Below are 14,204 nucleotides of genomic sequence, written 5' to 3'. Positions count from 1 at the left end.
AATGGCAGTTCTCGTTGACGAAAACACCAAGGTCATCTGCCAGGGCTTCACCGGCTCGCAGGGTACCTTCCACTCCGAACAGGCGATCGCCTACGGCACCAAGATGGTCGGCGGCGTGACCCCCGGCAAGGGCGGCACCACGCACCTCGACCTGCCCGTCTTCGACGGCGTGGCCGAGGCGGTCGAGAAGACCGGCGCCAATGCCTCCGTGATCTACGTCCCGCCGCCCTTCGCGGCCGACTCGATCCTGGAAGCCATCGACGCGGAGATTCCGCTGATCGTCTGCATCACCGAGGGCATCCCCGTCCTCGACATGATGAAGGTGAAGGCCGCGCTGAAGAACTCCAACTCGCGCCTGATCGGCCCGAACTGCCCGGGTGTCATCACCCCCGGCGCCTGCAAGATCGGCATCATGCCCGGCCATATCCACCAGCGTGGCTCGGTCGGCGTCGTGTCCCGTTCGGGCACCCTGACCTACGAGGCGGTCAAGCAGACCACCGACGCAGGTCTCGGCCAGTCCTCGGCCGTCGGCATCGGCGGTGACCCGATCAAGGGCACCGAGCACCTGGAAGTGCTGGAAATGTTCCTCAAGGACCCGGAAACCGAGTCGATCATCATGATCGGTGAAATCGGTGGTTCGGCCGAAGAGGAAGCCGCGCAGTTCCTGGCCGACGAGAAGAAGAAGGGCCGCTGGAAGCCGACCGCCGGTTTCATCGCCGGCCGCACCGCGCCTCCGGGCCGCCGCATGGGCCACGCAGGCGCCATCGTCGCCGGTGGCAAGGGCGGTGCCGAAGACAAGATCGAGGCCATGAAGTCGGCTGGTATCGTTGTCGCGGACAGCCCTGCCGGTCTCGGCGAGGCCGTGCTGAAGGCCATCAAGGGCTGATGCCCGACCGCGGGCATAGCCTGCGTCACGCCGGATAAAGGCGTGGGCCGCATCGCGTTTGCGTGATGCGGCCCTTGCCACCTGATGCTGAACCCCCAAGTGGTACGGGGGAAACGAGAAAACCGATGTCACGAGACCAAGCAGAACCGGATCCGTGCCTGCCCCGGGAGCTCCTGTCATGAGCTTCACCGAGGCCGTCCGCACCTGCCTGCGCAACTACGTGACCTTCTCGGGCCGGGCGTCTCGTCCGGAATACTGGTGGTTCGTCCTGTTCAATGTGGTCGCGTCGATCCTCCTTGGGATTGTCGACGGCATCCTGTTCGGCACCGCCGAGATCACCACGGGGCCGGGCAGCGTCAGCGCCTCTTCCGATGGCCCCCTGTCCTCGCTGTTCAGCCTGGCCATGCTGCTGCCCTGGCTCGCCGCCGGCTGGCGCCGGATGCATGACACGGGCCGCAGCGGGATCTTCCTGCTCTACCCCTTCATCGCCATCCTCGGCACGATCACCTACGCGGGCTTCATCGGCGCCTTCAACTTCGCCGACCCCTTCGGCGCCGGCATCGGCGCCGGGCAGCTGGAAGGGCTGGCCGGGATCGTCCTGGTGATCGCCCTGATCGTCTGCGTGCTGTCGCCCCTGATCGTGATCTGGTGGCTGACCCGGCCCAGCGACCCGCAGGACAACCGCTGGGGTCCGGCCCCCGCGCCGCGAGGTGCCGCATGAGACCGCTCGACTGCCACAGCCCGCCTTCCGCCGCCCCGCCCGGGGCCCCACCCCAGGCCCCCGCCCGCCACCAGATGACCCTCCGTTTCGTCCCGCAGGTGACATGATGAACGACCAGAGCCCCAACGACCTTTTCCACGCCTCCAGCTTCATGCAGGGGCACAACGCCGCCTACCTCGAACAGCTTTACGCCCGCTGGGCCAACGATCCCTCCGCGGTCGATGACGCCTGGGCCGAGTTCTTCGCCACCCTGGGCGACAGCGGCAGCGATGCCACGAAAGAGGCCGAAGGCCCCTCCTGGTCGCGCAAGGACTGGCCGCCGACGCCGAACGACGACCTGACCGCGGCGCTGGACGGCATGTGGCCCGCCCCGGCGGAAAGCAAGGACGCCGGCAAGAAGATCCAGGAAAAGGCCGCCGAAAAGGGCGTCGAGGTTTCCGACGATGCCGTGAAGCGGGCCGTTCTGGACAGCATCCGCGCCATCATGCTGATCCGTGCCTACCGGATCCGTGGCCACCTGGCCGCCGACCTGGACCCGCTGGGCATGAAGGACCCGGTCGAGCACCCCGAGCTGGACCCGAAGTCCTACGGCTTCACCGATGCCGACATGGATCGTCCGATCTTCATCGACAACGTTCTGGGCCTGCAGATCGCCTCGATGCGCCAGATTCTGGACATCGTGAAGCGCACCTACTGCGGCACCTTCGCGCTGCAGTACATGCACATCTCCGACCCGGAACAATCCGCCTGGCTGAAGGAACGGATCGAGGGCTTCGGCAAGGAGATCAAGTTCACCCGTGAGGGCCGCCGCGCCATCCTGAACAAGCTGGTCGAGGCCGAGGGCTTCGAGAAGTTCCTGCATGTGAAATACATGGGCACCAAGCGGTTCGGTCTCGACGGTGGCGAGGCGCTGATCCCCGCGATGGAACAGATCATCAAGCGCGGCGGCAACCTGGGCGCCAAGGAAGTGGTGATCGGCATGCCGCACCGCGGCCGCCTGTCGGTGCTGGCCAACGTGATGTCCAAGCCCTACCGCGCCATCTTCAACGAATTCCAGGGCGGTTCGTTCAAGCCCGAGGATGTCGACGGCTCCGGCGACGTGAAGTATCACCTCGGCGCCTCCTCGGACCGAGAGTTCGACGGCAACACCGTCCACCTGTCGCTGACCGCCAACCCCTCCCACCTCGAAGCCGTGAACCCGGTGGTGCTGGGCAAGGCGCGCGCCAAGCAGGCACAGCTGAACGATGCCGAGCGCACCTCGACCATCCCCGTCCTGCTGCACGGCGACGCGGCCTTCGCGGGCCAGGGCGTCGTGGCGGAATGCTTCGGCCTGTCGGGCCTGGTCGGTCACCGCACCGGCGGCACGATCCACATCGTCGTGAACAACCAGATCGGTTTCACCACCGCGCCGCACTTCTCGCGCAGCTCCCCCTACCCCACCGACATCGCCCTGATGGTCGAGGCGCCGATCTTCCACGTCAACGGCGATGACCCCGAGGCCGTGGTCCACGCCGCCAAGGTGGCCACCGAGTACCGCCAGAAGTTCCACAAGGACGTCGTGATCGACATCTTCTGCTACCGCCGGTTTGGTCACAACGAAGGCGACGAGCCGATGTTCACCAACCCGATCATGTACAAGAACATCAAGGGTCACAAAACGACCCTCTCGCTCTACACGGATCGCCTGGTCAAGGACGGCCTGATCCCCGAGGGCGAGATCGAGGACATGAAGGCCGCCTTCCAGGCCCATCTGAACGAGGAGTTCGAGGCCGGCAAGGAATACAAGCCGAACAAGGCCGACTGGCTGGACGGCAAGTGGTCGGGCCTGGAGCGCGAGAAAGAAGATTACCAGCGCGGCGAGACCGCGATCAGCGAAGAGCTTATGGCCGAGGTCGGCAAGTCGCTGACCACCGCGCCCGAGGGCTATCCGCTCCACCGCACCGTCGGCCGCCTGCTGGAAACGAAGGCCAAGATGTTCGAGACCGGCGAAGGTTTCGACTGGGCCACCGGTGAGGCCCTGGCCTTCGGCTCGCTGCTGACGGAAGGCTACCCGGTTCGTCTGGCGGGCCAGGACAGTACCCGTGGCACCTTCTCGCAGCGGCACTCGGCCCTGATCAACCAGGAGACCGAGGAGCGCTACTACCCGCTGAACAACATCAAGCCCGGTCAGGCCCGTTACGAGGTCATCGACTCGATGCTGTCGGAATACGCGGTGCTGGGCTTCGAATACGGCTACTCGCTGGCAGAGCCGAACGCCCTGGTGATGTGGGAAGCCCAGTTCGGCGACTTCGCCAACGGCGCGCAGATCATGTTCGACCAGTTCATCAGCTCGGGCGAATCCAAATGGCTGCGGATGTCCGGCCTGGTGATGCTGCTGCCCCATGGCTACGAAGGCCAGGGCCCGGAACACTCCTCCGCCCGCCTGGAACGCTTCCTGCAGATGTGCGGGGGCGACAACTGGATCGTGGCCAACTGCTCCACGCCGGCCAACTACTTCCACATCCTGCGCCGTCAGCTGCACCGCTCCTTCCGCAAGCCGCTGGTGCTGATGACGCCGAAGTCGCTGCTGCGCCACAAGCTGGCAGTCAGCAAGGCCGAGGATTTCACCACCGGCTCCAGCTTCCACCGGGTGCTGTGGGATGACGCAGAACGCGGCCATTCCGACACCAAGCTGGCCGCGGACGACAAGATCAAGCGCGTCGTGATGTGCTCGGGCAAGGTTTACTACGACCTGCTGGAAGAGCGCGATGCCCGCGGCATCGACGACATCTATCTGATGCGGATCGAACAGTTCTATCCCTTCCCGGCGATCTCGCTGGTGAAGGAGCTGGAACGCTTCAAGGGCGCCGAGATGATCTGGTGCCAGGAAGAGCCCAAGAACCAGGGTGCCTGGCACTTCATCGAGCCCAACATCGAATGGTGTCTGAACCGCATCGGCGCCACCCATCAGCGCCCGCGCTACGTGGGCCGTCTCGCCTCCGCTTCGCCCGCAACGGGCCTGGCGAAACAGCATAAAGCTCAGCAGGAGTCGATCGTCGACGAAGCGCTGACCATCGAAGGAAAGTAAGGACATGAGCACCGAGATCCGCGTCCCCACCCTGGGCGAATCCGTTACCGAAGCCACCGTCGCCACCTGGTTCAAGAAACCCGGCGACAGCGTGGCCGTCGACGAGATGCTGTGCGAACTGGAAACCGACAAGGTGACCGTCGAAGTGCCCGCGCCCGCCGCCGGCACCCTGGCCGACATCGTGGCCAACGAAGGGGAAACCGTGGGCGTCGATGCCCTGCTGGGCATGATCGCCGAAGAAGGCAACGCCGGCTCCGAGGAACCCGCCCCGCGCCACACCGAGGCCCCCGCCGAGGAACCCGAGGCGGCCGATGCCGGCGGCGAGACCATGCCCGTCATGGTCCCCACCCTGGGCGAATCCGTCTCCGAGGCCACCGTGGCCACCTGGTTCAAGAAGGAAGGCGACAGCTTCGAGGCTGACGAGATGCTCTGCGAGCTGGAAACCGACAAGGTCTCCGTCGAGGTCCCGGCGCCGGCCGCCGGCACCCTGACCAAGATCCTGGCGAAGGAAGGCGAAACCGTCGAGGCCGGCGGCCAGCTGGCCGAGATGACCTCGGGCAAGGGGGGCGCCGCCAAGCCCGCCAAGTCCGAAGAGGCGCCCGCCGCCTCCGCGCCCGCGTCGTCGGGTGGCAAGGACGTCGAGGACGCGCCCTCGGCCAAGAAGGCCATGGCAGAGGCCGGCCTCTCCGCCGATCAGGTCACCGGCACCGGCAAGGATGGCCGCATCATGAAGGACGACGTGGCCAAGGCCTTGTCGGCCGCCAAGTCGGCCCCCTCCGCACCGGCCGCCGCGCCGCGCGCCCCCAGCCCGGCCGATGACGCCGCCCGCGAGGAACGCGTGAAGATGACGCGCCTGCGGCAGACCATCGCCAAGCGCCTGAAGGACAGCCAGAACACCGCGGCCATGCTGACCACCTACAACGAGGTGGACATGACCGAGGTCATGGCCCTGCGTAAGCAGTACAAGGACGAGTTCGAAAAGAAGCACGGCGCCCGCCTGGGCTTCATGTCCTTCTTCACCAAGGCCTGCGTCCACGCCCTGAAGGAAGTGCCGGACGTCAACGCCGAGATCGACGGCACCGACGTGGTCTACAAGAACTACGTCCACATGGGCATCGCCGCTGGCACGCCACAGGGCCTGGTGGTTCCGGTCATCCGCGACGTCGACAGCATGTCCTTCGCCGAGATCGAGAAGGCGATCGCCGAGAAGGGCAAGCGCGCCCGTGACGGCAAGCTCAGCATGGCGGAAATGCAGGGCGGCACCTTCACCATCTCCAACGGCGGTGTCTACGGCTCGCTGATGTCCTCGCCGATCCTGAACCCCCCGCAGTCGGGCATCCTCGGCATGCACAAGATCCAGGACCGTCCGATGGTCGTCAACGGCGAGATCAAGATCCGCCCGATGATGTACCTGGCGCTCAGCTACGACCACCGCATCGTCGACGGCAAGGGCGCCGTGACCTTCCTGGTGCGCGTGAAAGAGGCGCTGGAAGATCCCCGTCGCCTGCTGATGGATCTGTAAGACACGACCGATGCGCCCGGGTCACACCCTGGGCGCATCCTTTCACTTCGGAACCTGTCCGATGAAACTTGCCCGCCTCTCCTTCTGGCTGATCCTGACCACCGGCGCCGTGCATTTCGTGCTGACCGGCGCGCGGATCGGTGCGGGGCGGTCCGACCTGATGGACATGGGACGCCTGCTGGTGGAAATGGCGCTGTGCGGCGGACTGCTCCTTGCCCTCTATCGCACGCCGCAGAGACGGGGCATCCGCGCGATGACCTTGACCCTCGGCGCCGCGCTCTACCTCTACGCCATCTCCGGCGGGTTCCTGTGGAGCAATATCGGGCAGCTGCTGATCGGCGTTCTCGCCTGCGTCGCCGTGCTTGATGCGCTGATCGGGCCACGCCGGGCCTCGCAACAGAAGGTGCCGTCATGACCCCCGAACTCATCGCCCTGGCCATCGTGGCCCTGGAACACGTCGTCCTGGTCTTCTGGTCGCAGATGCTGCTGACCCGCGATGTCGGCCCCGAAGGCAATGCCGGCCCCCGCGACGACCTGCCGGACTTCTCGCAACAGACCGGCCGCCTGCGCCGGGCGCTCGCGAACCACACCGAGAATTTTCCCTTCTTCATCGGCGCCGTCGCCGTCGTGCTGCTGTCGGACAGCGCCAACGGCGTGACCGCCACCTGCGCGCTGATCTATGCCGCGGCGCGGGCGGTCTACATCCCCGCCTATGCCTTCGGCTGGACCCCCTGGCGGTCCGTCATCTTCATGTGCGGCTTCCTGGCGACCTGCGTCATGTACGTCGCAGCCTTCTTCTGAGGTCCGCCCGATGACAACCCTGCCCATCGAAGCAACGATCCTCGGCCTCGCCGGCCTGCTGCAGGTGATCCAGATCGCCCTGATGGCGATCCCGGCCAATCTGGAACTGGGCCCGGGCAAGACGCTGGGCCCGCGCGACCCTGACCGGCTGGGCACGCCGCTGGATCAGCAGGTCTCGCCCATCACGGGCCGGCTGCACCGCGCCATGTCGAACCATTTCGAGGGGCTGATCCTGTTCACCATCGCCGTGGCGCTGGTGGTCTGGGCCGACGCCTCCTCGCCGCTCACCGCCGGCTGCGCCTGGACCTACCTCGCCGCCCGCGTCCTCTACATCCCGGCCTATGCCTTCGGATGGGTGCCCTGGCGCTCCGTCCTCTGGGCCATCGGCCTTCTCGCCACCGTTATCCTGATCTGCGCCGCACTCGTCTGATCATACGTTGGCCCGAAATACTCCGGGGGTGCCGCGACAGCGGCGGGGGCAGAGCCCCCTCCCCGACCCGAAACGAAGCACTCCCGGCGCCCGCGCGCGCCCCACGAAAAAAGGAGACCACCCATGGCCCAATATGACGTCATCATCATCGGCGCTGGCCCCGGCGGCTACGTGTCCGCGATCCGCTGTGCACAGCTCGGCCTGAAGACCGCCTGTGTCGAGGGCCGCGAGACCCTGGGCGGCACCTGCCTGAACGTCGGCTGCATCCCCTCCAAGGCGCTGCTGCACGCCACGCACCAGCTGCACGAGGCAGAGCACAACTTCGCCACCATGGGTTTGAAGGGCAAGTCGCCCTCCGTCGACTGGGACCAGATGAAGGCCTACAAGCAGGACGTGGTGAACTCCAACACCGGCGGGATCGAATTCCTGTTCAAGAAGAACAAGGTCGACTGGATCAAGGGCTACGGCTCCATCCCCGAGGCCGGCAAGGTCAAGGTCGGGGATGAGGTCCACGAGGCCAAGAACATCATCGTCGCCACCGGCTCCGTCCCCGCTTCGCTGCCGGGCCTGGAGATCGACAACGAGAAGGGCATCATCGTCGACAGCACCGGCGCGCTGGACCTGCCGAAGGTGCCGAAGAAGATGGTCGTCGTCGGCGCCGGCGTGATCGGCCTGGAAATGGGCTCTGTCTACGCGCGTCTGGGCGCCGAGGTGACCGTGGTCGAATTCCTCGACACCATCACGCCCACCATGGACGGTGAAGTGCAGAAGAACCTGCAGAAGATCCTCAAGAAGCAGGGCATGAATTTCATCCTGGGCGCCGCCGTGCAGGGCGCAGAGACCACCAAGACCAAGGCGAAGTTGACCTACAAGCTGAAGAAGGACGACAGCGAGCATCAGCTGGACGCCGATGTCGTGCTGGTCGCCACCGGCCGCCGCGCCTTCACCGACGGCCTGGGCCTGAAGGAGCTGGGCGTCGAGATGACCGAGCGCGGCGTGGTGAAGACCGACGGCCACTGGGCGACCAACGTCAAGGGCGTCTATGCCATCGGCGACGCCATCGACGGCCCGATGCTGGCCCACAAGGCCGAGGACGAAGGCATGGCCGTGGCCGAGGTGATCGCCGGCAAGGCGGGCCACGTGAACTACGACGTGATCCCCAGCGTGATCTACACCCACCCCGAGGTCGCCGCCGTCGGCAAGACCGAGGAAGAGCTGAAGAAGGAAGGCCGCGCCTACAAGGTCGGCAAGTTCTCCTTCATGGGCAACGCCCGCGCCAAGGCCGTCTTCGCCGCCGAGGGCTTCGTGAAGATCATCACCGACAAGGAAACCGACCGGATCCTGGGCTGCTCGATCATCGGCCCGGCGGCCGGCGACCTGATCCACGAGGTCTGCGTGACCATGGAATACGGCGGCTCCGCCGAGGACCTGGCCCTGACCTGCCACGCGCACCCGACCTTCTCCGAGGCCGTGCGCGAAGCGGCGCTGGCCTGCGGCGACGGCCCGATCCACATGTGATCCCGCTCTCGCGCTGATCTGGAGAAGCCCGTCGCCCCGCGCGGCGGGCTTCGTCGTTTCCGGCCCGCCCCGGTCCGCGTTAGGCGCCTGACCGTCGCACCGGCTTTCCTTGATCGGCGCGCAGGCTACATTCCTTCGGGTAGCCGCACAGCCGAAGGGAGGCCGCACCATGGCCCGCCCCACTGTCTCCGTCATCATCCCGGCCTTTCGCGCCGAGGCCAGCCTGCCCGGCGCCGTGGCCTCCATCGGGGCCTGCGGCCTGCCGCCGGAGGACGTGGAGATCGTGGTGGCCTCCGACGATGGGCAGGACTACCGCGCCCTGCTGACCGTGGGGCCGCGCTATGCCTTCCCGCCCGTCGGAGCGGTGCAAAGCGGCGCCGGCCCCGCCCGCAACCGGGCCCTTGCCGAGGCGCGCGGGCACTACATCGCCTTCCTGGACGCGGATGACAGCTGGGAACCGGACTACCTGACCTACCTGCTGCCCCTGGCACAGCGCCACGGCGCCGCCTTCGGGCGCACGGCGGTGATCGAGGACGGGACGGAAATCCTGCGCCTGCCCCCCGGACCCGGCGACGTGTTGCGGCTGGAGGATCTGGGCCGCACCGGCGCCTCCTTCCATCCCGTGCTGGCGCGACGCCTGGCGCGGGCCTTCACCACCCACCTCAGCCAGGACGTGCGCCACGCGGCCGAACTTCTGGCCCGGGTGGGTGGCACCGCGCCGCTGGGACGCGCCGCCTACCGTCTGCATCTCTCGGGGCGCTCCACCACCGCCAGTGACGACTTCTCCGCCCGTGTCGCCCGCGCCTATGACAGCCACCTGGCCGAGATCGAGGCCGGCAGCCCGGGCAACGCGGGCCTGACGCCACGACTGCGCGCGCGGCTGGCGGAGGTGTTCCGCGACAAGGCGCGGTTGAACGCGGCCTACGGCCGGGACGCCTCGCCGGGGCAGAGCTTCTACGCCTTCATCGCTGAACGGCTGGCGGCCGAGGCAGAGCGCGGCCGGGGCTGATCACCACATGGTCTGCGCGGCGCGCTCGGGCCAGGCGCGGTCATACTCGGTCCCGCCCACTTCGCCCTCGGTCATCGCCGCCAGGATCTCTCCCGGGGTCGGCAGACCAGCACTGTCGTCGCGCCCGTCCCAGAGGCCTGCGCGCATCACGGCGCGGGCGCATTGAAAATAGATCTCGTCGATCTGCATCACCACGACGCTACGCGGCTGCTTGCCCTTGAACGTGAATCGCGCGCGCAGTTCGGCATCCGCCGTCACCCGACCCCGGCCATTGACCCGCACTACGTTCATCGACCCCGGCACCATGAACATCAGCGCCATGCGCGGATCGCGGACGATGTTGCGCAGGGTGTCGATGCGGTTGTTGCCGTGCCAGTCGGGCAGCGCCAGGTGGCTTTCATCCAACTCGCGCACCACGGGGCCGTCATCGCCGCGCGGGCTGCCGTCGACGCCCTCGGGGCCGACAGTGGAAACGACGCAGAACCGCGACGCGGCGATCCAACGGCGATAGTCGGGGGTCATGCGTTGCGCCACCTTGCGCAGCGAGGCGGCGCCGGGGCTGTTGCCGTAGATCTCCTCGAGATCCTCAATCCGGTCGAGATACTCCATCGGGGTCGAACCCTCCTTCCCTCATCAGCGCATTCGAGGCGCTTTCCACCTCCTGCTGCAGCCGCGCGCGGAATTCCTCGCGCGGCAGATCCGCGGGGATCGGCGGCAGGAATTCCAGCACCGCCAGGCCCGGCTTGCGCAGCAGGCCACTGCGCGGCCAGAAGAGACCCACGTTGGTGGCCGCCGGCACGCAGGGCTGGTGCGTCTGTTCGTAGATCGCCGCCACGCCCACCTTGTAATCGGCCCGCTGGCCCGGGGCGACGCGGGTGCCCTGCGGATAGATGATCAGCTGCCCCGCCGGCGCATCGCCCGAGGTCACGCTGGCCATCATGTCGCGGATTGCCTCGGCCCGGCGGCCGCGTTTGACCGGCACGCAGCCGATGCGCAGGGCGTAGAACCCGACGATGGGGGTGAACCGCAGGATGTCCTTCATGATGAACTTCGGCTCGCGCACCGCCGAGACGATCAGGATCACGTCGAAGAAGCTCTGGTGTTTCGAGCCGATCAGCACCTGGCCCTGAGGCACGTCGCCCCGGATCTCGCTTTTCAGCCCGCAGATCCAGCGTACCGACCAGCGCACCCAGTGGCAGAAGACCCAGGCACCGGTATAGGCGCCACGCCGGCTGACCGCCGCCCAGGGCAGGAAGGCGATGCCCATCAGGGTCATCATCGCGAACATCTGAACCACAAAGATCAGGGAGCGGAGGTAGCCGAAGGTGGTTTTCATGCGAGGTTCCCCAACATGCGCCGGGCCGCGGCGCGGGTGGCGGCAAAGGACACGGCGGCGGCGACAGGCGGCAGGACGAAGGGCCAGATCCAGTGCCAGCCACGCAGGCCCAGGCCCGTCAGGAAGCCGCCCTCGGCCTGCGCCTGCGGCAGGGCCAGCAGCGCGGCGAGGCCAAGAGCCATGCCAAGCGCCGCGCCCCAGAAGGCCCGGAAGGTGAAGCGGCGGACGAAGGCACGGGCGATGAATTCATCCCGGGCGCCGACAAGCCGCAGCACGGCGATGACCTGGGCGTTGGCGGCCAGCGCCGAATTGGCGGCAAGGGTAATCATGGCCGCCATCACCCCCCCGATCAGCAGCAGCGACAGGAGGCCCAGGGCACGGATCCGCTCGGCGGCGCGCACCAGCGGCCGGCGCCAGCGTGCGTGATCGTCCAACACGGCGCCCGGCACCTCGGCCTGCAGGCGCAGGCGCAGGCCCGCGGCGTCGTAGCCCTCGCCGTCCTCGACGATCTCCACCAGTTGCGGGATCGGCAGGCTGTCCACCGGCAGGTCGGGGCCGAACCAGGGTTCCAGCAGGCCCTGCTGTTCTTCCGCCGTCAGGGCGCGCGCCCGCGCCACGCCGCGCGTGGTCTCCAGCACCTGCAGCGCCGCCTCGGTCTGGGCTGCGATCTGGTCCGCAGGCGCCGAGATCCGCAGGGTGGAGCTGCGCGCCAGTTCCTGCGACCAGTTGGCGGCCATGCGGCCCGTGGCCAGCGACAGCGCCAGGGCGAAGACGGCGAGGAAGGTCATGGCGGCGGCAGCGAAGAGGGTCAGTCGGGCGGTGAACCCGGTTGGCGGCACCACGCGGTCCGCCTGCGGTTCGCCCTTCAGCAGTGCCAGCGGGGAGATGGCGGCCAGGGCGCGGGGCGACAGGCGCTTGTTCACAGGTCCGCCCCCGCCAATTGCAGCCGCCGCTTGGCGATACGCAGGACGCGGGCCTGCACCCGGCTTTTGGCGGCGCGGATCAGACCCAGATCATGGGTGGCGATCATCACCGTCTTGCCCATGCGGTTCAGTTCCACCAACAGGGCCAGCAGGCGCTGCGACATCTCCCAGTCGACGTTGCCCGTGGGTTCGTCCGCCAGGATGACCTCCGGGCTCATGATCACGGCGCGGGCCAGGGCCGCGCGCTGACGTTCGCCACCCGACAGCTCCGGTGGCAAGGCGCCGGCCCGCTGGGTCAGCCCGCACCAGGCAATCAGCTCTTCCAGGTTCTGCTGCTCCGCCTCGACGTCTTGGCCCGAGACCATCAGCGGTAGGGCGATGTTTTCCGCCACCGTCAGGTGGTCCAGGAACTGGCAATCCTGGTGCACCACGCCGATGCGACGGCGGATCGTGGCCACGTCGTCGCGGCTCATCTCGCGCACGTCCTGGCCGAACAGCACCGCCTGCCCCGCCGTGGGGATCAGCGCGCCGTAGCAAAGTTTGAGGAAGGTCGTCTTCCCCGCGCCCGAGGGGCCGGTCAGGAAATGGAACGAGCCCGGGGTAAGCCTGAGGGAGATGTCGCTCAGCAACTCTCCGCCGCCATAGGAATAGGCGAGATTGTCCAGTTCGATCACGTAGAGCCCCCGCGTGTGCTGGTTCCTTTTGCAGGATCGCGGGGTCTGTTGCAATCGCGCTGCCCGGCGGAAATAGCACTTTTCCGCCATTGCCGAACCACATATGGTAGCCGCAAGAGCCAGCCGGCGCTGCCCCCGCAGCGATCCGGCCTGACCTGTCGAATGGGGCCTCATGCGGTTAACCTGCCCGAATTGCGGAGCGCAGTACGAAGTGCCTGACGCGGTGATCCCGGCGGCAGGTCGCGACGTGCAATGCTCCAACTGCGGTGACACCTGGTTCCAGGGTCCCGTTGACACCTCCGACGACGGCCAGGCCGCCGGGCGCCCGATCGGCGCGGCCGCGCCCCCCGCCCCGCGCGTGTCGCCCCGCCGGCCGCGCAGCGACAGCACGCGAGACGTCGAGGCGAGTGGTCCCGAAGCAGCCACGGCGCCAGAGGCCGCCGCCGAGCCGGAGCCCCTGCCCGAAAGCGAGGCCGAAACCGGTACCGAAAGCGCCCTGACCGGCGATGGCACCGGGTTCGAGAGCACCGATCCCTATGGCGCCGAGCCGACCGACACCGCCCGGCCCGAGCGCGACGAGGAGCCCGGATCGGAGCCCATGTCCTGGCCCGCCCCCCATGACGAGGCCGTCGAAGAGACCACGCCATCGCCCGACCACCTGCCCCGAACCGAACCCGCTGCCCCCCCGCAGAGCTGGACCGATGAGGACGTGGAAGAGGACGAAGACGATCTCGGCCCCGCCCCGATGAGCGGCGCCCGGCGGCGCGAGCTTGACCCCTCGGTGCGGGACGTCCTGCGCGAGGAGGCCGAACACGAGGCCAAAGTCCGCGCCAGGGAAGGCGGAGGGCTGGAAAGTCAGCCCGAGCTGGGTCTGAGCGACCCCGAAAGCGAAACCGACCGCCGCGAGCGCGAGGCCCGGGCCCGCATGGCCCGGCTGCGCGGCAAACCCGCCCCTGCCGAGGACAGCGGTGACGACGAGGCCCATGCCGCCTCGCGACGGGATCTCCTGCCCGACATCGAGGAAATCAACTCCTCCCTGCGCAGCCGCAACCAGCGGGTCGAGGACGAGGCCGAGTACGAGGAAGAAGATCCGGCCGTTCGCCGCAATTTCCGTCGTGCCTTCACGCTGCCTATCTTCCTCGCCGCCATCGGCGTGCTGCTTTACATAAACGCGCCGCGCATCGCCACGCAGATCCCCCAGGCCGCGCCGATCCTGCGCAGCTACGTGGGCGGCGTCGATCAGGGGCGCATCTGGCTCGACGCCAACGTGCGTGAGCTGATCGCCTGGATCGAAAACCGGACGGCCAGCTGAGGGGA

General features: G+C 67.7%; 14 protein-coding genes. 10 read left to right on the top strand and 4 right to left on the bottom strand.

Going from position 1 to position 14,204, the window contains the following annotated elements:
• Nucleotide 1 precedes the first annotated feature (1 nt).
• From sucD to LC066_RS17795, 9 genes are all read left to right on the top strand, one after another.
• The gene (gene sucD, locus LC066_RS17835; protein WP_222479781.1) at nucleotides 2-886 is read left to right on the top strand and encodes a succinate--CoA ligase subunit alpha; all 885 of its coding nucleotides are present in this window, start codon (nucleotides 2-4) and stop codon (nucleotides 884-886) included.
• Between the two features lie 178 nt (nucleotides 887-1,064).
• Nucleotides 1,065-1,607 (top strand): DUF805 domain-containing protein, encoded by a 543-nt coding sequence (locus LC066_RS17830; protein ID WP_224901862.1) that lies wholly within the window; start codon nucleotides 1,065-1,067, stop codon nucleotides 1,605-1,607.
• A 106-nt stretch (nucleotides 1,608-1,713) separates the two neighbouring features.
• Nucleotides 1,714-4,674, top strand: a complete 2,961-nt coding sequence (locus tag LC066_RS17825; protein WP_224901860.1) for a 2-oxoglutarate dehydrogenase E1 component — start codon at nucleotides 1,714-1,716, stop codon at nucleotides 4,672-4,674.
• Between the two features lie 4 nt (nucleotides 4,675-4,678).
• Nucleotides 4,679-6,196: a 2-oxoglutarate dehydrogenase complex dihydrolipoyllysine-residue succinyltransferase gene (gene odhB / locus LC066_RS17820; RefSeq protein WP_224901856.1), complete on the top strand. Its 1,518-nt coding sequence runs from the start codon at nucleotides 4,679-4,681 to the stop codon at nucleotides 6,194-6,196.
• 61 nt (nucleotides 6,197-6,257) lie between these two features.
• Nucleotides 6,258-6,611 carry a hypothetical protein gene (locus tag LC066_RS17815; RefSeq protein WP_224901853.1) on the top strand — a complete coding sequence of 118 codons (354 nt, stop codon included), beginning with the start codon at nucleotides 6,258-6,260 and terminating at the stop codon, nucleotides 6,609-6,611.
• Entirely contained in the window at nucleotides 6,608-6,997 is a 390-nt protein-coding gene (locus LC066_RS17810) for an MAPEG family protein (RefSeq protein WP_224901850.1), read from the top strand. Before LC066_RS17815 ends, LC066_RS17810 begins: the two co-directional genes overlap by 4 nt.
• Nucleotides 6,998-7,016: 19 nt before the next feature.
• Nucleotides 7,017-7,427: an MAPEG family protein gene (locus LC066_RS17805; protein WP_224901945.1), complete on the top strand. Its 411-nt coding sequence runs from the start codon at nucleotides 7,017-7,019 to the stop codon at nucleotides 7,425-7,427.
• A gap of 123 nt (nucleotides 7,428-7,550) precedes the next feature.
• Entirely contained in the window at nucleotides 7,551-8,945 is a 1,395-nt protein-coding gene (gene lpdA, locus LC066_RS17800; RefSeq protein ID WP_224901847.1) for a dihydrolipoyl dehydrogenase, read from the top strand.
• A 169-nt stretch (nucleotides 8,946-9,114) separates the two neighbouring features.
• Nucleotides 9,115-9,954, top strand: a complete 840-nt coding sequence (locus tag LC066_RS17795; protein ID WP_224901845.1) for a glycosyltransferase family 2 protein — start codon at nucleotides 9,115-9,117, stop codon at nucleotides 9,952-9,954.
• Here the strand turns inward: LC066_RS17795 and LC066_RS17790 are convergent, their stop codons facing one another.
• From LC066_RS17790 to LC066_RS17775, 4 genes are read right to left on the bottom strand one after another with little or no spacing between them, the layout of a single operon-like run.
• Nucleotides 9,955-10,563, bottom strand: coding sequence for a pyridoxamine 5'-phosphate oxidase family protein (locus LC066_RS17790; protein WP_224901843.1), 609 nt, complete (start codon nucleotides 10,561-10,563; stop codon nucleotides 9,955-9,957).
• The gene (locus LC066_RS17785) at nucleotides 10,541-11,290 is read right to left on the bottom strand and encodes a lysophospholipid acyltransferase family protein (protein ID WP_224901841.1); all 750 of its coding nucleotides are present in this window, start codon (nucleotides 11,288-11,290) and stop codon (nucleotides 10,541-10,543) included. The genes LC066_RS17790 and LC066_RS17785 overlap by 23 nt, the downstream gene beginning before the upstream one ends.
• Complete coding sequence (locus tag LC066_RS17780) at nucleotides 11,287-12,213, bottom strand: FtsX-like permease family protein (protein WP_222479765.1); 927 nt, start codon at nucleotides 12,211-12,213, stop codon at nucleotides 11,287-11,289. Before LC066_RS17780 ends, LC066_RS17785 begins: the two co-directional genes overlap by 4 nt.
• A complete protein-coding gene (locus LC066_RS17775) occupies nucleotides 12,210-12,887 on the bottom strand; it encodes a cell division ATP-binding protein FtsE (protein WP_224901839.1) in 678 nt (225 codons plus the stop codon). The genes LC066_RS17780 and LC066_RS17775 overlap by 4 nt, the downstream gene beginning before the upstream one ends.
• Before the next feature lie 172 nt (nucleotides 12,888-13,059).
• Between LC066_RS17775 and LC066_RS17770 the strand changes: the two genes are divergently transcribed.
• Nucleotides 13,060-14,199 (top strand): zinc-ribbon domain-containing protein, encoded by a 1,140-nt coding sequence (locus LC066_RS17770; RefSeq protein ID WP_224901837.1) that lies wholly within the window; start codon nucleotides 13,060-13,062, stop codon nucleotides 14,197-14,199.
• Nucleotides 14,200-14,204: the final 5 nt, after the last annotated feature.

It is taken from the genome of Pseudooceanicola marinus (assembly GCF_020177265.1).
Lineage (GTDB): Bacteria > Pseudomonadota > Alphaproteobacteria > Rhodobacterales > Rhodobacteraceae > Pseudooceanicola > Pseudooceanicola marinus_A.
The sequence above is the reverse complement of the archived record's forward strand: the minus strand, read 5'-3'. Positions and strand labels throughout refer to the sequence as shown.

What these genes read in the sequence shown, in the direction of transcription:
- LC066_RS17830 (WP_224901862.1), top strand. Translation starts at nt 1,065, where the DNA reads ATGAGCTTCACCGAGGCCGTCCGCACCTGCCTGCGCAACTACGTGACC.
- sucD (WP_222479781.1), top strand. Translation starts at nt 2, where the DNA reads ATGGCAGTTCTCGTTGACGAAAACACCAAGGTCATCTGCCAGGGCTTC.
- odhB (WP_224901856.1), top strand. Translation starts at nt 4,679, where the DNA reads ATGAGCACCGAGATCCGCGTCCCCACCCTGGGCGAATCCGTTACCGAA.
- LC066_RS17790 (WP_224901843.1), bottom strand. Translation starts at nt 10,563, where the DNA reads ATGGAGTATCTCGACCGGATTGAGGATCTCGAGGAGATCTACGGCAAC.
- LC066_RS17770 (WP_224901837.1), top strand. Translation starts at nt 13,060, where the DNA reads ATGCGGTTAACCTGCCCGAATTGCGGAGCGCAGTACGAAGTGCCTGAC.
- LC066_RS17785 (WP_224901841.1), bottom strand. Translation starts at nt 11,290, where the DNA reads ATGAAAACCACCTTCGGCTACCTCCGCTCCCTGATCTTTGTGGTTCAG.
- LC066_RS17815 (WP_224901853.1), top strand. Translation starts at nt 6,258, where the DNA reads ATGAAACTTGCCCGCCTCTCCTTCTGGCTGATCCTGACCACCGGCGCC.
- LC066_RS17825 (WP_224901860.1), top strand. Translation starts at nt 1,714, where the DNA reads ATGAACGACCAGAGCCCCAACGACCTTTTCCACGCCTCCAGCTTCATG.
- LC066_RS17810 (WP_224901850.1), top strand. Translation starts at nt 6,608, where the DNA reads ATGACCCCCGAACTCATCGCCCTGGCCATCGTGGCCCTGGAACACGTC.
- lpdA (WP_224901847.1), top strand. Translation starts at nt 7,551, where the DNA reads ATGGCCCAATATGACGTCATCATCATCGGCGCTGGCCCCGGCGGCTAC.
- LC066_RS17795 (WP_224901845.1), top strand. Translation starts at nt 9,115, where the DNA reads ATGGCCCGCCCCACTGTCTCCGTCATCATCCCGGCCTTTCGCGCCGAG.